18 protein-coding genes are annotated in these 16,338 nt (G+C 73.2%); 6 read left to right on the forward strand and 12 right to left on the reverse strand.

The annotated features are described in order from the left end of the window. Positions 1-54: 54 nt before the first annotated feature. The 4 genes from ACFWPT_RS18185 to ACFWPT_RS18200 all read right to left on the reverse strand — a co-directional run bounded on the left by ACFWPT_RS18185 (position 55) and on the right by ACFWPT_RS18200 (position 2,107). Entirely contained in the window at positions 55-396 is a 342-nt protein-coding gene (locus ACFWPT_RS18185) for a type II toxin-antitoxin system RelE/ParE family toxin (protein ID WP_380482716.1), read from the reverse strand. Then, the gene (locus tag ACFWPT_RS18190) at positions 393-854 is read right to left on the reverse strand and encodes a prevent-host-death family protein (RefSeq protein ID WP_380425527.1); all 462 of its coding nucleotides are present in this window, start codon (positions 852-854) and stop codon (positions 393-395) included. Before ACFWPT_RS18190 ends, ACFWPT_RS18185 begins: the two co-directional genes overlap by 4 nt. Before the next feature lie 69 nt (positions 855-923). Next, on the reverse strand, positions 924-1,388 hold the full coding sequence (locus ACFWPT_RS18195) for a hypothetical protein (RefSeq protein WP_380482719.1): 465 nt from the start codon (positions 1,386-1,388) through the stop codon (positions 924-926). 206 nt (positions 1,389-1,594) lie between these two features. Then, complete coding sequence (locus ACFWPT_RS18200; RefSeq protein ID WP_380482721.1) at positions 1,595-2,107, reverse strand: MarR family winged helix-turn-helix transcriptional regulator; 513 nt, start codon at positions 2,105-2,107, stop codon at positions 1,595-1,597. A gap of 159 nt (positions 2,108-2,266) precedes the next feature. On the opposite strand from ACFWPT_RS18200, the gene ACFWPT_RS18205 reads away from it, so the two are divergent. From ACFWPT_RS18205 to ACFWPT_RS18220, 4 genes are all read left to right on the forward strand, one after another. Next, positions 2,267-3,196, forward strand: coding sequence for an EamA family transporter (locus tag ACFWPT_RS18205; protein WP_380379944.1), 930 nt, complete (start codon positions 2,267-2,269; stop codon positions 3,194-3,196). Positions 3,197-3,225: 29 nt separating this feature from the next. Continuing rightward, positions 3,226-3,522, forward strand: a complete 297-nt coding sequence (locus ACFWPT_RS18210) for a DUF1330 domain-containing protein (protein WP_380336192.1) — start codon at positions 3,226-3,228, stop codon at positions 3,520-3,522. Between the two features lie 208 nt (positions 3,523-3,730). Continuing rightward, the gene (locus ACFWPT_RS18215; protein WP_380482723.1) at positions 3,731-4,534 is read left to right on the forward strand and encodes a serine hydrolase; all 804 of its coding nucleotides are present in this window, start codon (positions 3,731-3,733) and stop codon (positions 4,532-4,534) included. Positions 4,535-4,555: 21 nt separating this feature from the next. After that, positions 4,556-5,515, forward strand: a complete 960-nt coding sequence (locus tag ACFWPT_RS18220) for a hypothetical protein (RefSeq protein ID WP_380379939.1) — start codon at positions 4,556-4,558, stop codon at positions 5,513-5,515. Between the two features lie 22 nt (positions 5,516-5,537). On the opposite strand, the gene ACFWPT_RS18225 is transcribed toward ACFWPT_RS18220, so the two are convergent. The 4 genes from ACFWPT_RS18225 to ACFWPT_RS18240 all read right to left on the reverse strand — a co-directional run bounded on the left by ACFWPT_RS18225 (position 5,538) and on the right by ACFWPT_RS18240 (position 9,693). After that, positions 5,538-6,326: a hypothetical protein gene (locus ACFWPT_RS18225; protein ID WP_380482725.1), complete on the reverse strand. Its 789-nt coding sequence runs from the start codon at positions 6,324-6,326 to the stop codon at positions 5,538-5,540. 66 nt (positions 6,327-6,392) lie between these two features. Then, a complete protein-coding gene (locus ACFWPT_RS18230) occupies positions 6,393-7,427 on the reverse strand; it encodes a hypothetical protein (RefSeq protein WP_063349576.1) in 1,035 nt (344 codons plus the stop codon). Beyond that, positions 7,424-8,752, reverse strand: a complete 1,329-nt coding sequence (locus ACFWPT_RS18235) for an MFS transporter (protein ID WP_380482727.1) — start codon at positions 8,750-8,752, stop codon at positions 7,424-7,426. Before ACFWPT_RS18235 ends, ACFWPT_RS18230 begins: the two co-directional genes overlap by 4 nt. A 5-nt stretch (positions 8,753-8,757) precedes the next feature. Beyond that, on the reverse strand, positions 8,758-9,693 hold the full coding sequence (locus tag ACFWPT_RS18240) for an alkaline phosphatase family protein (protein WP_380482729.1): 936 nt from the start codon (positions 9,691-9,693) through the stop codon (positions 8,758-8,760). Between the two features lie 261 nt (positions 9,694-9,954). On the opposite strand from ACFWPT_RS18240, the gene ACFWPT_RS18245 reads away from it, so the two are divergent. Then, positions 9,955-11,355, forward strand: a complete 1,401-nt coding sequence (locus tag ACFWPT_RS18245) for a cobalamin biosynthesis protein (RefSeq protein ID WP_380482731.1) — start codon at positions 9,955-9,957, stop codon at positions 11,353-11,355. Next, positions 11,352-12,428, forward strand: coding sequence for an Rv2231c family pyridoxal phosphate-dependent protein CobC (gene cobC / locus ACFWPT_RS18250; protein ID WP_380482733.1), 1,077 nt, complete (start codon positions 11,352-11,354; stop codon positions 12,426-12,428). Before ACFWPT_RS18245 ends, cobC begins: the two co-directional genes overlap by 4 nt. On the opposite strand, the gene ACFWPT_RS18255 is transcribed toward cobC, so the two are convergent. The 4 genes from ACFWPT_RS18255 to glnII form a co-directional block, all read right to left on the reverse strand. Further along, positions 12,385-13,206, reverse strand: a complete 822-nt coding sequence (locus ACFWPT_RS18255; protein WP_380482735.1) for an MOSC domain-containing protein — start codon at positions 13,204-13,206, stop codon at positions 12,385-12,387. The genes cobC and ACFWPT_RS18255 overlap by 44 nt on opposite strands. Continuing rightward, on the reverse strand, positions 13,203-13,733 hold the full coding sequence (locus tag ACFWPT_RS18260) for a hypothetical protein (protein ID WP_380336171.1): 531 nt from the start codon (positions 13,731-13,733) through the stop codon (positions 13,203-13,205). Before ACFWPT_RS18260 ends, ACFWPT_RS18255 begins: the two co-directional genes overlap by 4 nt. 49 nt (positions 13,734-13,782) lie before the next feature. Then, positions 13,783-14,880 (reverse strand): LLM class flavin-dependent oxidoreductase, encoded by a 1,098-nt coding sequence (locus tag ACFWPT_RS18265; RefSeq protein WP_380482737.1) that lies wholly within the window; start codon positions 14,878-14,880, stop codon positions 13,783-13,785. Between the two features lie 217 nt (positions 14,881-15,097). After that, on the reverse strand, positions 15,098-16,120 hold the full coding sequence (gene glnII / locus ACFWPT_RS18270; RefSeq protein WP_063349568.1) for a glutamine synthetase: 1,023 nt from the start codon (positions 16,118-16,120) through the stop codon (positions 15,098-15,100). Positions 16,121-16,338 lie beyond the last annotated feature (218 nt).

Genomic DNA, 16,338 nt, shown 5'->3' on the forward strand with positions numbered 1-16,338 from the left:
CGGCGGGCCACCCGCCCCTGCGTCGGCAGGGCCTGAGGGCCGGACGCCTGTCCGCTACGCCTCGGTGTCCTTCGGGTGCCTGGGCGAGGCATAGACGAGGTGGACGACGCGGGCCGCCTCGTCCACCACGTACCGCACCCGGCCGCCGGCGGTCACCTCGTACTCCCAGCCCCCGAACACGCGGGCGGCCAGCCGGCCCCGCAGCCGGTGCTGCCGATCCGGATCCCCCGTGGACAGGGGGTTCACCCGGAGCGCCTCGAAACAGCGGCGGGCGTTCCCGGCCGCCTCCGCACACAGCTCTCCCCACCCCTTGGCAGCCTCCGTCGTACCGAATCGCAGCCGCCACTCCGCCCCGACGGGCGGGGGCGGCACATCATCACCGCGCTTCGGGCTCACGGCTCGATCACCTCGCCGTGATCGTCGCCGGGCAGGGGCCTGGCGAGCTCTGCCGCCAGCTCCGGGTCCGCCAGCACTCTCGCGGTGGCGCGCCACTCGACTATCACCCGGTGCAGATTGGCGTGCACGTCCAGGTCCACGGCATCGCGCGTCGCGTCCACGAGGTCGACGACGAACTCACGCACCTCATCGGCCGACAGGTGCCGGACCCAGGGGAAGACGGCGGGGAGGGCCAGGAGCACCGCCTGCGTGCCCTCATCGCTGCTGATCAACGCGGCGAACAGGCGAGCGGCGACATCCGCGGTCTGCTCGCGCTGACGGTCGTGACGCTCGGTGGTGAGGTACAGGTCCTCCCCGTCGCGACGCGTGACGTGCACGCGCTGGACTCGCTCCACACTGTCCGCGACGCGCTTGGAGTTCTTCGAAAGATCGGAGAACGACACGGTGAGAGTCGACATGGCTCGACGCTAGTTCGGAATACGTTCCGAAGTCAATCGCACGGGCCGCCCGGCCGCGCCCTGCCCGTCTCAGGACGGGCCGTTGCCGAAGGTGCCGGTCAGGGGGTCGGGGCGGTCGGGGCGGTGGCAGGTGGCGCAGCGGAGGCGGGTGTAGATCGCCACCGGGCCCATGAAGATGTCCTCGCGGCCGTCCGCCGGGGAGGCGGAGGCGGCCGGCCCGCCACAGTCCAGGCAGGCGCGGCGGGGGCGGGCGGCGATGGAGCAGGCGCGGCAGAGCAGGTGGGTCGGGTGCTCGGCGTGGACGACCACGGGCTGGGGGCCGCCGTCGAGCAGATGGACGCACCACGTGCAGGACTCGTCCACCTGCGCCGCCAGCATCCGGGCCCTGGTCTCCTGCTGCCACCTGGCAGCCTTCTGCACCGGGACCGTCACCGGCGGCCCCCACCCGGCGGCACTGAGCCACTGGGCCCCCTCCGCCCCTGCCGCCCGCAGCTGGTCGTCGACGGCGATGTCCCTGGGGGTCTTGTCCTTCATGGGCTCCTCCTCCGGTGCGGTTCCCGCCGGGTTAACGCCACCGGGGAGGCCATGGACACGCGAACTGCCCGACCACTACGGCCACCTGCCGCTGCCGCCGCCCGCGCACGCCCGGACCGACCGTCACCGCGGGGCCGCCCCGGCCCCCCAACGTACGCCGAAGCGCCGGGCCGCGCGGCGGTTCAGGCACAGACGCCGGGGCGCGCTCAGCCCAGCAGGGGCTCGGTGTCGCCGTGCGCGATGAGGAGCTTGCGCAGCAGGGTGTCGAGTTGGGCGCGCTCGTCGGCGTCGAGGCCCGCGAGGATGTGCTCCTCGTTGCGGACGTGGCCGGCCAACGCCGCGTCGATGAGGTCCTTGCCGGCCGGGGTGAGGCGGACCAGCACGGCGCGGCGGTCGTCGGGGCTGGGGTTGCGCTCGACCAGGCCTTTGGCGGAGAGACGGTCGACCCGGTTGGTGATGGCGCCGGAGGTGACCATGGCGGCCTTGAGGAGGGCGCGGGCGTTGAGCTCGTAGGGTTCGCCGGAGCGGCGCAGGGTGGCCAGGACGTCGAACTCGGAGGAGTCCAGGCCGCAGGAGCCGAAGTGCTCGCGCAGGGCGCCGTCGACGCGGACGTTGAGGCGTCGCAGCCGGCCGATCAGGCCGATGGCCTCGGTGTTCAGGTCGGGGCGGGTCCTGGTCCACTGCTCGACGATCTCGTCGACGGTGTCGCGCTGCTGCATGGCCTGACGCCTCCTCGGTTGCCGCCTGCCGGGGCTCGGGGCCGGGGCTCACGGCTGGACTGCGGGTAACTATCTTAACATTCACATACTTGACGTTCACTCACCCAGAGGCGTACTAATTATCTCAACGTTCAGATAATCAACGTTGAGGGGGATGCCATGGGTGGAACACGCGCAGGAGTGGCCGTCACGGCGGCACTCGCCCCGGCGGCCTGGGGCACGACCTACCTGGTCACCACACAGCTCCTACCCGAAGGCCGTCCACTGCTGCTCGCCGCCCTCCGGGCCCTCCCGGCCGGACTGCTCCTCCTGCTCATCGGCCGCAAACTGCCCAAGGGGCGCTGGTGGGGGCGCGCAGCCGCGCTCGGGATGCTCAACATCGGGCTGTTCTTCCCGCTCACCTTCGTCGGCGCCTACCGCCTGCCCGGCGGCGTCGCCGCCACCATCGGCGCGATCCAGCCGCTGCTCGTGACCGGCCTCTCGATCGGCGTCCTCGGCGTACGGCCCGGACGGCGGGCACTGCTCGCAGGGCTCGCCGGCGTCGGCGGCGTCGCCCTGCTGGTACTGAAGAGCGGCGCACGACTGGACGCCACCGGGATCGCCGCCATGGTCGGTGCGATCGCACTGATGGCCACGGGCACCGTCCTCACCCGCCGCTGGGGCCGCCCGGAAGGGGCCACCCTGCTCGACCTGACGGCCTGGCAGCTACTCGCCGGATCACTGTTCCTCGTCCCGCTCGCGGCCGTCGTCGAAGGCGCGCCGCCCGCACTCAGCGGCGCCAACCTCGCCGGGTTCGCCTACCTCGGGCTGTTCAGCACCGCGCTCGGCTACGTCCTCTGGTTCCGCGGCATCGACCGCCTCGGCGCCGGACCGGCCTCCTTCCTCGGCCTGATCAACCCGGTCGTCGCGACCGTGGGCGGCCTCGTCGTCCTCGGCCAGACCCTCACCCGCTGGCAACTCCTCGGCCTGCTGCTCGCCCTCGGCGCCATGCTCGCCGGCCAGGCCCCCACCCGAAAGCCCACTCCCGACACCGACACCGACACCGCCACCGTCCCCGACGCCCCCACGCTCGCCCCGGCCACCCGCTGACCACCGACCGCCCGGACAAGGAACCCACCATGCACTACGTCCTCATCACCCGCACCGACCACACCCCGGACGCCGCCCTCGGCCACTACCTCGCCAACGTCGGCGCCACCATGGAGCCCTACCAGGGCCGCCTGCTCGCCTTCGACACCCCGGCCCGCCTGGAAGGCGAGACCGCCTACACCAAGACCGCCATCCTCGAATTCCCCACCGCGGCCGACGCCGACGGCTGGTACCACTCCCCCGCCTACCAGGCCCTCGCCACCTGGCGCATCACCACCATGGGCCACCCCGTCACCATCACCACCGTCCCCGGCCTACCCGCCTGACCCCACCCCCGCCCCCACCAACACAGCAACACACCGCAGCCCCGCCGGTCCCCACCGGCGGGGCCCGGCTCGTCAGCGGCCAGCGCACTCCCACCAACTGCACTGCCGGCCACTCCGGTTCGACCTTCGCGCGTGGCGTGTGACGCCCCCAGGCGGGTAGACGACGGTTAGCCTGAACCAACTGGCGCGAAAGGAATGGGATGGCCTGATGGTCGATTCCGACGGCGTGCGCACTGCGATCGCCGCACAGATCGAGGCGTTCACCCAGGGGGCCGACGCGGGCGTGCGCAGCGTCCTGGTCAAGACACTCGGCAACCCGCAGCTCACCGTCGCCCACCATGCGGACCTCGTGCTGCCCGCCGCGAGCCTGGCGAAGATGATCCTGGGGGTCGCGCTCTTCGAGTGGGCCGAGCGCGGCGAAGTCGACCTGGACGCCCGGGTTCGCATTGGATCCCTTCCCGGCACCATGTACCCGAGCGTGCTCCAGGCCCTCGACCCTGATTCGACCGTCACCGTACGGGAGTTGTGCGGTTTCACCCTGGTGACCAGTGACAATCCAGCCGCCGAGCACCTTCGCGCGGTGCTGGGGCAGGACCGGATCGACTCCACGATCAAGACACTCGGGCTGCACGCGACCCTCTTCCCGGCAGGGTTCTCCGAGCGTGAACTCGGCCCCCTCGGACGCGCCAACACCACCACCGCCGAGGACATGCTGCGGCTGGTCGAGCACATCGACCGGGCGCCGCATCTGGAGCCGATCCGCCGGTACCTGGTCAACTACTTGAGGAACGACAGGATTCCGTCCCGGCTGGACGACGATGTCCCGGTGCGGCACAAGACCGGCAGCCTGCGCGGCATCGTCAACGATGCGGGCATCGTCCTCCACCCGGCCACCCCCATCGCCATGGTGTTCCTGACGAACAATCAGTCCGATAACGTTCGTACGGCGCAGGAGATCGGGGAAGTCTCCGAGCGGATCGTCCGGATCATCGCAGACGGTGCGGCGCTCTGACGTCGCCCACGGGGGTGCCGCATGGCCGTGTCTCGAGAGCGACAACTGCGCAAGATCCTGGCGCTCGTCAACATCCTCGCCCTCACCACGGGACTGGCGTGTGTGGTGGCGGCCGCGCTGCTGACCCACCAGCAGGTCGTCGCCACCGTTCTCAGCCTCATCGGCGGCGCCTTCGTCTCGGCCGCGGCCGTGACTCTGGCCATCGGATCCCTCACCGTGCGGGAGACCACGGAGCAGGTGGACAGCGCTGTCCTTCGCGGCATGCAGGACGTCCTCGGCCCGGTACGCGATCCGCTGTTCTCCGGCGCGCTGTCCGCCTACCGCTACGACTGCCTGCTCTCACCTGCGCCGGCAGGCGACGCCCACCCCGACTACCTCTACCAGAGCTTCCGGATCTCCTACCGGATCGACGTCCTCCCCAAAACGGTGACCATCGCCTGTCTCGCCTCCAACGACGATGCCGGCCTGGACGGATTCACCGGGCCGGAGTGCCTGCTCCGGTGGATGATCGACGACAACCTGGACCCGGACGATCCCGAGGTCTTCACCATCGGAGCGGTCCGGGTGGACAACCGGGACCTGGAACGCAGGCCCTCGACACATGAGACCGTCGCCGGCGGGCGAGCCCGGATCGACCACTTCTCGGTACCCCGCGACGCCCAGGTCACCGTGGGCCATCTCGTCGAGCTGAGCATCACGGCACGCAAGTTCGTGGGCAACGATCGCCGGGTCCGCATCCAGGCTCAGGTGTTCCGCCACGTCACCGATGCCGAGTACCGGCTCACCATCGACCCTGCTCTCAAACCTACCCGCCTGAGCGTGAACGCCTCGGAGATCAGCGCGCTCGGGGCGGCCCACGGCGCCAGTGTCCGGGCCACCTTCCCCGCTCCGTTCAACAACACGGCGGGGCTGATCCAGTTGCCCTTCCCGCTCCAGCCGGGGAGCGTCATGGCGTTCACCATCGACCGGGACGTGGCCTGAGCTGCGGTGCCGTGGCGCACCCTCAGCCGGTGGCGCGGATGTAGATGTCGGCGGCGCCGGGGGCGGCGCCGGGGATGGTGGCGACGTAGATGCGGCGGGTGGTCTGGGGGTGGGTGGGGGGCGGGGTGGGGGTGAGGGAAGGGGTGGGGGTTGGGGTCGGGGGGAGGGTGACGGAGGGGGTGGGCTCGGGGGTGTCGTCGTCGAGGTCCGGGGTGGGGTCGGCGTCGGGGTCGGGGTCGGGGTCGGGTTCGGCGTCGGGGTCGGCGGCCTGGAGGCCGGGGGGTGCTGCGGGTGCCGGGGGTGCCGGGTCTGCGGTGGTGGCGTCGGGGGTGGGTGACGGGGTGGGGGTGGGCTCAGGGTCCGGGGGGAGTTCGGGGGCCTCGGCCGGGCCGTCGCCGCCGAGGGCGGCGGTGAGGTCGGCGGGGAGGGGGGCGGTGGGGCCGGGGGCCGGGAGGTCGTAGGCGCGCAGGAAGTCGCCGAGGCCGACGTCCTTGCCCGCGACGCGGTAGTGCAGGTAGGCGATGGGGGCGCCGTCGGGGGTGTGGGTGTAGATGGCACCGACGGGGACGTAGGAGCGGCCGACGCCGGGGTGCTGGGAGGGGTGGAGGCCGGCGAGGAGTTCGGCGCGGTCGCGGTCGGTCTCGCGGCCGACGCGGCCGGCGGTGAGCGAGTTGACGCCGCGCACCACGAGGGCGGCCGCGACGGACACGCAGAGGACCAGTCCGACGGCGACGGTGCGCCGCAGGACGGGTCGGCCGTGCAGGGCCGGCCAGGAGTCGGTGACCGCGCGCTCGGGCGGGATGCCGTCCACGTTTGTCGTTCCCCCGTTCGATCAGGACGTCATTGTGCTCGACGAGGGACCGTAGCCGAGAGTTCCTCAGCCCAGGTAGGCGGGGGCGACCGCGGCCTGGGTGACCCGCCGGGGGGCGCCACCGCCGTCGGCGGGGACGGTCCACAGGTCGGCGCCGTAGTCGCCGGGCAGAGCGTAGAGGAGGGTGCCGGTGTCCGACCAGACGGCCTGGTCGTCGATGTTGCGCTGTTCGGCGGTGGCGGTCTCGGTCATGGTGGCGAGGTCGAGGACGTACAGGCGCCAGGGGGCGTCGGGGGACAGGCCGGGGACGCGCTTCTTGTAGGCGATGCGGGTGCCGTCCGGGGAGAGCGAGGGGCACTCGACGTTCTCGTGCAGGGTGGTGAGGGTGTGGGCGGCGAGGTCGCCGCGGACGAGGTGGGTGTGTCCGCCGGTGGCGAGGGTCGCGTAGAAGGTGTTGTCGTCGGCGAAGGTCACGCCCCAGATGTTGATGTCGTGGGCCTGGTAGGGGTGGCCGTCCTTGATCACGTCGAAGGTCTCCAGGTTGTCCCGGAGGTTCCAGTCGCGGACGTCGACGATGGAGGTGCGGGTGGAGAAGTCGGTGCCCGCGTAGGAGTCGCCGCTGACGAAGACCGTCCAGGCGGCGAGGTGCCCGGACGGGGAGACCCGGGAGCGGGTGGGGATGCCGGCCGCCGGGTAGGAGCGCCGTTCGCGCAGGTGGTCGTCGAGGACGACGGCGCGGTAGGTGTCCTCCAGGGCGCCGTGCTGGGCCTGGAGGCAGATGCCGGTGCCGGCGGCGGCGTAGAAGCGCAGGCACTGGACGCCGGAGGCGGTGCGCGGGCCGTCCGGGCGGTCGGCGGGGACGGCGGTGAGTTCGTCGCGGTGCGGGCCCCAGGCCATGTTGCGGAAGACCAGCTTCCGCCCCTCGGAGGGCTTTTGCAGGGTGACGGCGCCCTCGGTGACGGCGGGGCCGCCGGGCTGGGCCTGGTCGCGCCGGGCGGTGCGGTCGGCGGCGTGGAGGACGGCCCCGGTGCCGACGGCGCCGAGCAGCAGGACGGCGACCAGGAGGATGATCACCCTGGTCCGGTTCTGGAGTCGGTTCACGGGCTCTCCTCGACGGTGGTGGCGGCGGGTTCACGCAGGACGGCGGCCGCGCCGAGCACGCAGAGCGCGAGCGCCCCCGCCGACCAGCCCAGCGCGCCGGTGCCGCCGACCGCGCTCCACAGCGCGCCGAACAGCAGCGAGCAGGCGAACCGGGCGAGCGCCTGCCCGGTGCCGACCAGGGCGAGCCCGGCACCGCGCTGCCCGGCCGGGACGGTGTCGGCCGCGGCGGCGGCGAGCACGCCGTCGGTGGCCGCGTAGAAGGCGCCGTGCAGCACGAGGACGCAGACGGCCACCGCCGGGCCGCCGGCCGGTGAGAGCAGCAGCCCGTACGCGAGCAGCAGCAGCACGTGCCCGCCGAGGAAGAGCCGGCGGCGGCCGATCCGGTCGGCGAGGGCGCCGAGCGGGACGGCGAGCAGCAGGAAGGCAGCGGCGGTGCCGAGCGGCAGCAGCGGGAACAGGTCGACGGAGAGGCCGAGCCGGCGCTGGACGAGGAGGTAGAGGAAGGAGTCGCTGACGGTGGTGAGTCCGAGCAGGACGGCGCAGAGCGTGAGCCGTCGCAGCCCGGGAAGCCGCAGCAGGGTGAGGCTGTCGCGCACCGAGGGAACGGCAGTTGACGGATCGTCGGTCGACGGTCGGTTCGGCACGAACAGCAGCAGGACCAGCACGCCGAGGGCGGCGACGCACGCGCTGACCGTGAACACCGCGTTGTAGCCGTGCCGTTCGCCGCCGTCGGCGAGCATCGGCCCGCCCGCCAGGCGCAGCACGAGGAAGGCGGTGAGCGGGCCGAGCAGGGCGCCGGCGGTGTCCATCGCCCGGTGCACGCCGAACGCCCGTCCGCGGTGGGCGGGTTCGGTGGAGAGCGAGATCATCGCGTCCCGGGGTGCGGTGCGCAGGCCCTTGCCGGTGCGGTCGACGGCGATCACGGCGCCGATCAGCGGCACGGTGTGGACGAGCAGCAGCAGCGGTTTGCAGAGCGCGGACAGGCCGTAGCCGACGGCCGCGACGGTCTTGTGGCGGGCGGCGCCGTCGCGGCCGCGGCGGTCGGCGAGGTGGCCCCCGGCGAGGCGGACGAGCGCGCTGAACCCGTTCTGGATGCCGTCCAGCAGCCCGAAGCCGAGCGGGGAGAGGCCGAGGCCGGTGAGCAGGTAGAGCGGCAGGACGGCGGTGACCATCTCGGAGGAGATGTCGGTGACCAGGCTGACGGCGCCGAGGGCGAGCACCGTCCCGGGTACGGCGCGCAGGGCGGCGCCGCGCCGCCCCGGCGGCTCCGTTGCGGAGGCCGGGGCGGCGGGGGCCTTGGAGCTGCGGGAGTCCGCGACGTACACGGGCGTCAGTTCCAGATGCCGGTGATGTCGGTGGCGTTGGCGGCGTTGCCCGCGTGGGCGGTCAGCCCGGCGAGGTCCTCCAGGGTGCGCAGCACGTTGTAGTGGTTGTAGGTGGTGCCGGTGCTGCTGCCGGGGGTGACGTGGGCGCCGTAGACGACGGTCGGGATGCGGTTGCCGGCGAGGCGGTTGTCCTCGTCGAAGGTGACCACGAGCAGGCTGTTGTGGCTCTTGGCCCAGGTGGCGTAGGCGGCGAGGTTGGTCTGCAGCCAGGTGTCACCGGTGCCGACGGAACAGTCGTGCATGTCGTTGCACAGGTCCGGGATGACGAAGGAGACCTTGGGCAGGGTGGTGTAGTCGGTCGGGAAGGCGTCCATGCCGTAGGCGCTGGAGGCGGGCACGTTGCCGAAGCCGAACCACGGGTTGTGCTTCTGCGCGTAGTTGTCGACGCGGCAGTCGGTGGCGCCCTGGGCGGGCAGGCCCTCGTTGTAGCTGGCCCAGGTCTGGCCGGCGGCGAGCAGTTCGGAGCCAAGGTTGGGCTGCTGGAGGGCGCCGACGTCGACGCAGCTGTCGTCGGTGACGCCCTGCGCGCTGCCGGAGAACAGCATGTAGTAGTTGGGCTGGCTGGGGTGGGTGAGCGCGAAGGACTGGGTGAGCGTGGCGCCGCCGGCGACCAGCGTGTTGTTGATGTACGGCGCGCTGGAGCTGCTGCCGATGACCTGCGAGTAGGCGTGGTTCTCCATCACCACGACGATCACGTGGTCGGGCGAGGGCAGCCCGCCGGCGGTGTCGGCGGCCGCGCTGCCGCCGGCGGCCCACAGGCCGAGCGAGCCGCCGACGAGGCCGAGCCCGGCGGCGAGGGCGGTGAGGGGCCGGCGGAGCGGGCGGCGGAAGGGGCGGCGGGGGGACGTGGTTCCGGGGGTGCGGAGTCGTGCGAAGGCCATCGGGTCCTCCGTGCGTCGGGGCTGCCTGGTTGGAGCGCCGAGAACAGTAGGATCGCGCCGTGTCGTGTACCGCACAAGACAAGTGAAGAACAGGCGAACAGCTGCCGCCCGTCGGCGGTCCACGCCACAGCCGCCCCGATTGACCCGTTCCGACCGGGCGTGGTGGGATCACGGGGGCCCTTGTGGCGGGATCACGGATGCTCGTGTGCGGGGATCACCGGGCTCGCGGGGCTCGCGGGGCTTTGGGTGAAGGAGCGGGACGTGATCGGACTGGTCGCCCTCAACGGGACGGGCCGCCTACTGGCCGACGAGATCCACGCCGCCTGGCCGGAGACCACCCGCATCCACACCGCGGTGGCCAGTGCCTGCTTCGGTCCGACCGAGGCCCTGGACTACGCCCTCGGCCGCAACGACCTGGTGGTCTGCCTCGCGCCGGTCGCGGCCACCGCGCAACTGCTGATCGACGGCTCGCACCTGCGCCCGGGCGGGCCCGGCCTGGTCAGCCTGGACCTGAACCTGCGCTACGCCGTCCCGCTGACCGGCCGCGACAGCGGCGCCGACGAACTGGCCGAGGAACTCGCCGCCCTGCTCGGCGTCCGGGCCGTCCTGACCGGCAGCCCTCCCCCGGCCACCGCCCGGCCCTTCGCGCACCTGGTCGGTCACGCGTCGACGTACACCCGCGGGCCGCGCGGCTCGGCGGCCTCGCGGGCGCTCGCCGAGGGCCGGCCGGTCCGGCTGGAGAGCGACCTGGCGTACCCGCTGCCCGCCCTGCCGCCCTCCGCCCGAGCCGACGCGCCCGCCGACGCCCCCGTCCTGCGGGTCACCGACCGCACCCACCCCGGCGAGGACGTGCTCCTCGTGCACCCGCGCACCCTGGTCGTCGGGGTCGGCGCGGGCGGCGGCGCCACGGACTCCGAGCTGATGCGGCTGATCACGGACACCCTGGCCGAACACGGCCTGGCCCGCGCCTCGATCGCCCGGCTGGCGACGGTGGCCGGCAAGGCGGACCACCCGGAGGTGCGCTGGGCCGCGTTCTGCCTCGGCGGGGTGCCGGTGGACGAGCACCCGGCGGCGGACCTGGCCGCGGTGGCCGTGCCGAACCCGTCGGACCTGGTCGGCGCCGCCGTCGGCACCGCGAGCGTCGCCGAGGCGGCCGCCCTGGCGAGCGCCCCCGGTGGCGAGCTCGTCGCCGCCAAACGGAAGTCCGCCGCGGCGACGGTCGCGATCGCCCGGGCGGCGGTCCGCGGACGCCTCGCCGTCGTCGGACTCGGACCGGGCGCGCACGACCTGCTGGTGCCGCGCGCGCTGGCGGAACTGCGGCGCGCGTCGGCGGTCGTGGGCGCGCCGGGCGCGGTCGAGGCGGTCGCCGAGCTGCTGCGGCCCGGGACCAGGCGGATCGCGACGGACGACGGCGCCGGAGCGGCCACCGGCGCGGCCGTCGACATGGCTGTCGACCTGGCTGTTGACCTGGCTGTCGACATGGGTGTTGACCTGGCCGTCGACCTGGCCGCGCACGGGCACGCCGTCGCGCTGGTCGCCCTCGGTGACGGCACGGCACTGAGCGTGCCGCCGGGCGCGTACGACGTCCACCGCGTCCCTGGGCTGCCGCTCCACCCGCTCACCCCCGATGTACCCGCCCACCTGCAAGGAGACCCCACGTGACCGCCCCCGAACCCGACCTGCGCCACCACGGCGACGCCGAGGTGCGCGCCGACGGGTCCGGCCTGGTCGACCTCGCCGTCAACGTCCGCACCGGCACACCCCCGGCCTGGCTGCGCGACCGGCTCGCGGCCACCCTCGGCGACCTCGCCGCCTACCCCGACCAGGGCGCCGCCCGCGCGGCGGTGGCCGCCCGGCACCGGCGGCCCGCCGACGAGGTGCTGCTCACCTCGGGGGCGGCGGAGGCCTTCGTCCTGCTGGCCCGGGTTCTGACGGTGCGTCACATCGTCGTGGTGCACCCGCAGTTCACCGAACCCGAGGCGGCGCTGCGGGACGCCGGGCACCAGGTGCACCGGGTACTGCTGTCCCCCGAGGACGGGTTCCGGCTGGGGATCGTCCCGGAGGAGGCCGACCTGGTCGTCCTCGGCAACCCCACCAACCCGACCTCCGTCCTGCACCCCGCCGACGCCGTCGCCGCACTCGCCCGCCCCGGACGCACCCTGGTGGTCGACGAGGCGTTCATGGACACCGTGCCCGGCGAACGCGAGTCCCTCGCCCCGGCCCGGGACCTGCCCGGCCAGGTCGTCGTCCTGCGCAGCCTCACCAAGACCTGGGGCCTGGCCGGACTGCGGATCGGCTACGTCCTCGGGCCCGCACCGCTGATCGCCGCGCTCGGCGCCGCCCAGCCGCTCTGGCCGGTCTCCACCCCCGCGCTGGCCGCCGCCGAGGCGTGCAGCGGCCCGGCCGCGCTGGCCGAGGCGGAGGAGGCCGCCGCCGAACTGGCCCTGTGGCGGAGCTACTTGCTGAAGGGCTTGGCCGCCTTCCCGACTCTTCGGGTGTACGGCGAGCCGGCCGCGTCCTTCGTCCTGGTACGGCTGCCGGACGCGGCGGCCGTCCGGGAGCGGCTGCGCGGGCGCGGCTTCGCCGTCCGGCGCGGGGACACCTTCCCGGGGCTGGGCGAGGAGTGGCTGCGGATCGCCGTCCGGGACGAGGCCACCACCGACCGCTTCCTGGACGCCCTCGCCGCCGTTCTCACCCCACCGCCTCCCTCCCTGCCCCGCCTCGGCCCAGCCTGATCGCATCCCCCACCGCGACCCGGCCGGGCACCAGCACCTGCGCGTACACCCCCGCACAGGGCAGCGCGGGCATGCCCTCCAGCGGGACCAGGCGGTTCCGCTCGGCCGGGACGCGCAGGGCGGACGTGCTCCGGGGCAGCGGGCCGTGCCGCAGGGTCGGGACGGCGCAGCGCGGCGTGGGCACCACGATGCGCAGCCGCAGCACCGGCCCGATCGCCAACTCCCGCCCCACCCACGCGTTCTCGACGTACCCCTCACCCTCGGTGCGGATCACCAGGTTCGGGCGGTAGCGCTCCGCCTCGGCGCCGGTCGCGGCCAGCGTCGAGGTGGTGACCAGATGCAGCGGGGCGAAGTCGAAGAAGCCGCCGTCCGGCGCGGCCCGGCCCAACTCGTTGACGGTGACGTCGACTTCGGCCTCGATGCCGTGCGCCAGCACCTCCTCCGGCACGGCCCGCTCGATCGTCGCCCCGGGCGGGCGCTCGGCGATCAGGGCGACCTTGCGGCCGAGCGCCGCCGACAGCTCCTCCTCGTCCACGCACCGCCCGTCCGGGCCGGTGATCACCACGCCGCCCGCCGTGGTCGCCGCCGTGTAACCGAGCAGGCCCGCCCACAGCCGCGGGTTCTTGGCGCTGGCGACCTTCCCGGTGTCGAGGTCGAGCAGGGCGCGGCCGCGGTCCCGCTCCAGGCCGCGCCCGTCCACCCCGACCGCCGCCAACTCCTCCCCCAGCAGCGACTTCACCGGGTAGCGCCGCAGCCGTTCGACCGTCCCGACCCTCATGCCGCGACCGCCCATTCGCGCAGGGCCACGAAGTCGGCGGCCAGCAGGCCGATTCGGGGGTTGACGTGGAACGTGAGTGCCGGGGCGGGGTGGTGGGCGGCTATCCAGGCGGTGTCCTGCGGGCCGAGTTCGTCGTCCACCCAGACGAACGGGCGGCCGTCCGCCCAGGCGACCACGTCCCGGGTCTTCCAGTGCAGGCCGTCCGGGTCCTCCCCGAACAGGTCCGTCCACTGGATGTAGGGGAGTTCGGGCAGGCCGAGGTTCGGGCCGATGTGGGTGTTCGCCTCGCCCATCCAGCCGGTGGCCCACACCAGTTCGTAGGGCAGGCCGAGCAGTTCCGGCCCGTGCGCCGGGTTCAGCCACACCCGCAGCGGCTTCGCCCGCGCGCCGGAGTAGCGCGCCTGCCGGTCCGCCCACCAGGTCGGGAGCAGGCGGTGGGTGTCGTACCCCTCCGGCCGCCGGGTCTTCGGCGCGGCGTAGGGGTTGAGCGGTCCGTCCACGTCGAGGAGGAGCAGGGGCAGCGTCATGCCGTGAATTCTCCGGCCGCCCCGGCGGATTGACCAGCGGTTTGCGGGTTCACGGCCGGTGCCACAGGTTGCGGGCGGCCAGCAGCGGCAGCACGCCCTCGCCGAACCAGTACGCCTCCTCCAGGTGCGGCATGCCCGACAGCACGAACTCGTCGATCCCCAGCTCGTGGTACTCGGTGACCAGGTCCGCGACCTCCCGGTGGCTGCCCACCAGGGCCGTCCCGGCGCCGCCGCGCAGCAGGCCGATCCCGGCCCACAGCCCCGGGTACACCTCCAGCCGCTCGGCCGAGCCGCCGTGCAGCGCGAGCATCCGCCGCTGGCCCTCCGACTCGCTCTCGGCGAGCGCCCGCTGGGTCTGGCGCACGCGCCCCGGGTCCATTCCGGCGAGCAGCCGCTCGGTCTCCGCCCAGGCCTGCGCGGCGGTGTCCCGGGTGATCACGTGCAGCCGGATCCCGAACCGCACCACCCGCCCGCGGGCGGCGGCGAGTTCGCGGATCCAGCGGACCTTCTCCCGCACCTGGGCGGGCGGTTCGCCCCAGGTCAGGTAGACGTCCGCGGACTGCGCCGCGACCTCGCCGGCCGCCGGGGACGAGCCGCCGAAGTACACCGTCGGCACCGGCTCCGGCAGCCGGTTCAACCGGGCCCGCTCGACCCGCAGACGGGGCCCGTGGTGGTCGACCGTCTCGCCCGCCCACAGCCGCCGGACGATGTCCAGGAACTCCCCGGTCCGCGCGTACCGGGCGTCCTTGTCCAGGAAGTCCCCGTAGGCGCGCTGCTCGGCGGACTCGCCGCCGGTCACCACGTTCAGCAACAGCCGCCCGCCGGACTGCCGTTGGTACGTCGCGGCCATCTGCGCGGCCAGCGTCGGGCTGATCTGCCCGGGCCGGAACGCCACCAGGTACTTCAGCCGCTCCGTCACCTGCGTCAGCATCGCCGTCGTCAGCCAGGCGTCCTCGCACCACGCGCCGGTCGGCGTCAGCACCCCCTCGAACCCCAACTGCTCGGCGCTGCGGGCGACCTGCCCCAGGTACCCCAGGCTCGGCGGCCGGTCCGTGCCCGCCACCCCCGGTGTGGACCCGTGCCCACCCCCGACGATCTGCCGACTGTCACCGTTGGTGGGAAGGAACCAGTGGAACACGAGCGACATGGACGGACACACTCCTACGCCGGGTTGCCTGCGGGATGAGGACGGAGACACTCACCGGCAACACGCGGCCGCGCACACCCGCACCAGGTCCACGTGCAGACGTCGCACGAGGACACGGCGGGCGGAAGCGGTCATGCGAGCGATTATGCCCGACGACGACGGCCGCCGGCCCTCCCTTGTACGGGAGGACCGGCGGCCGGTGCGCAGCGGGGGCGGATCAGACCTGGCCGGCCTTCTCCAGGGCCTCGCAGCAGGTGTTGATCATGAGGCGGGTGACGACGTAGGGGTCGATGTTGGCGTTCGGGCGACGGTCCTCGATGTAGCCCTTCTGCTCCACCTCGACCTGCCACGGGATGCGGACCGAGGCGCCGCGGTTGGAGACGCCGTAGCTGTAGACGTTCCACGGGGCGGTCTCGTGCTTGCCGGTCAGGCGGGACTGGATGTCGTCGCCGTACTGGCTGACGTGCTCCAGCACCTTGTCCTGGGAGGCACCGAGGGACTCGCAGGCGGTGATGATGGCGTCGTAGCCCTCGCGCATCGCCTTGGTGGAGAAGTTGGTGTGCGCGCCCGCGCCGTTCCAGTCGCCCCTGACCGGCTTGGCGTCCAGGGTGGCGTCGATGCCGAACTCCTCGGCGGTGCGGTACAGCAGGTAGCGGGCGATCCACAGGTCGTCCGAGACGGTCAGCGAGGAGACCGGGCCGATCTGGAACTCCCACTGGCCGGGCATGACCTCGGCGTTGATGCCGCAGATCGCCAGGCCGGCGTCGATGCAGCGGTCCAGGTGCAGCTCGACGATCTCGCGACCGAAGACCTCCTCGGCGCCGATGCCGCAGTAGTAGCCGCCCTGCGGGGCCGGGAAGCCGCCCTCCGGGAAGCCGAGCGGGCGGGAGCCCTTGAAGAAGGTGTACTCCTGCTCGATGCCGAAGATCGACTCCTGGGCCGCGTACTTCTCGTCGACCTCGCGCAGCAGGGCACGGGTGTTGGACGCGTGCGGGGTGCCGTCGGTCTCCAGCACCTCGCACAGGACCAGGATGTTGTCACCGCCGCGGATCGGGTCCGGCACGACCTTCACCGGGTCCAGCACGCGGTCCGAGGCGTGGCCCTCCGCCTGGTTGGTCGAGGAGCCGTCGAAACCCCAGGTCGGGATCTTGTCCGCGTTGGGCAGGACCCGAGTCTTGGAACGGAGCTTCGCGGTCGGCTTGGTGCCGTCGATCCAGATGTACTCGGCCTTGATTGCCACGGCGGTGTACCTCGCATTGCTGGGTGGTGGGTGCCCGCGTAGCGTCGCAAGCCGCCGTTTCCCGGTTGTTCCTCTCGTGTAACGCGGATGTGAACCAACCCTCCGTATTGGCACGGTCACGGTGCGGGAGTGCCAGGGCGGCGCCCGGAGTGGCGGGAGCGCCACCCGGGGTGCCAGGGTCGCACCCGGGGTTCCGGGGTGGCACCCGGGATGGCGCT

This window comes from Kitasatospora sp. NPDC058478 (assembly GCF_042720345.1).
Taxonomy (GTDB): domain Bacteria; phylum Actinomycetota; class Actinomycetes; order Streptomycetales; family Streptomycetaceae; genus Kitasatospora.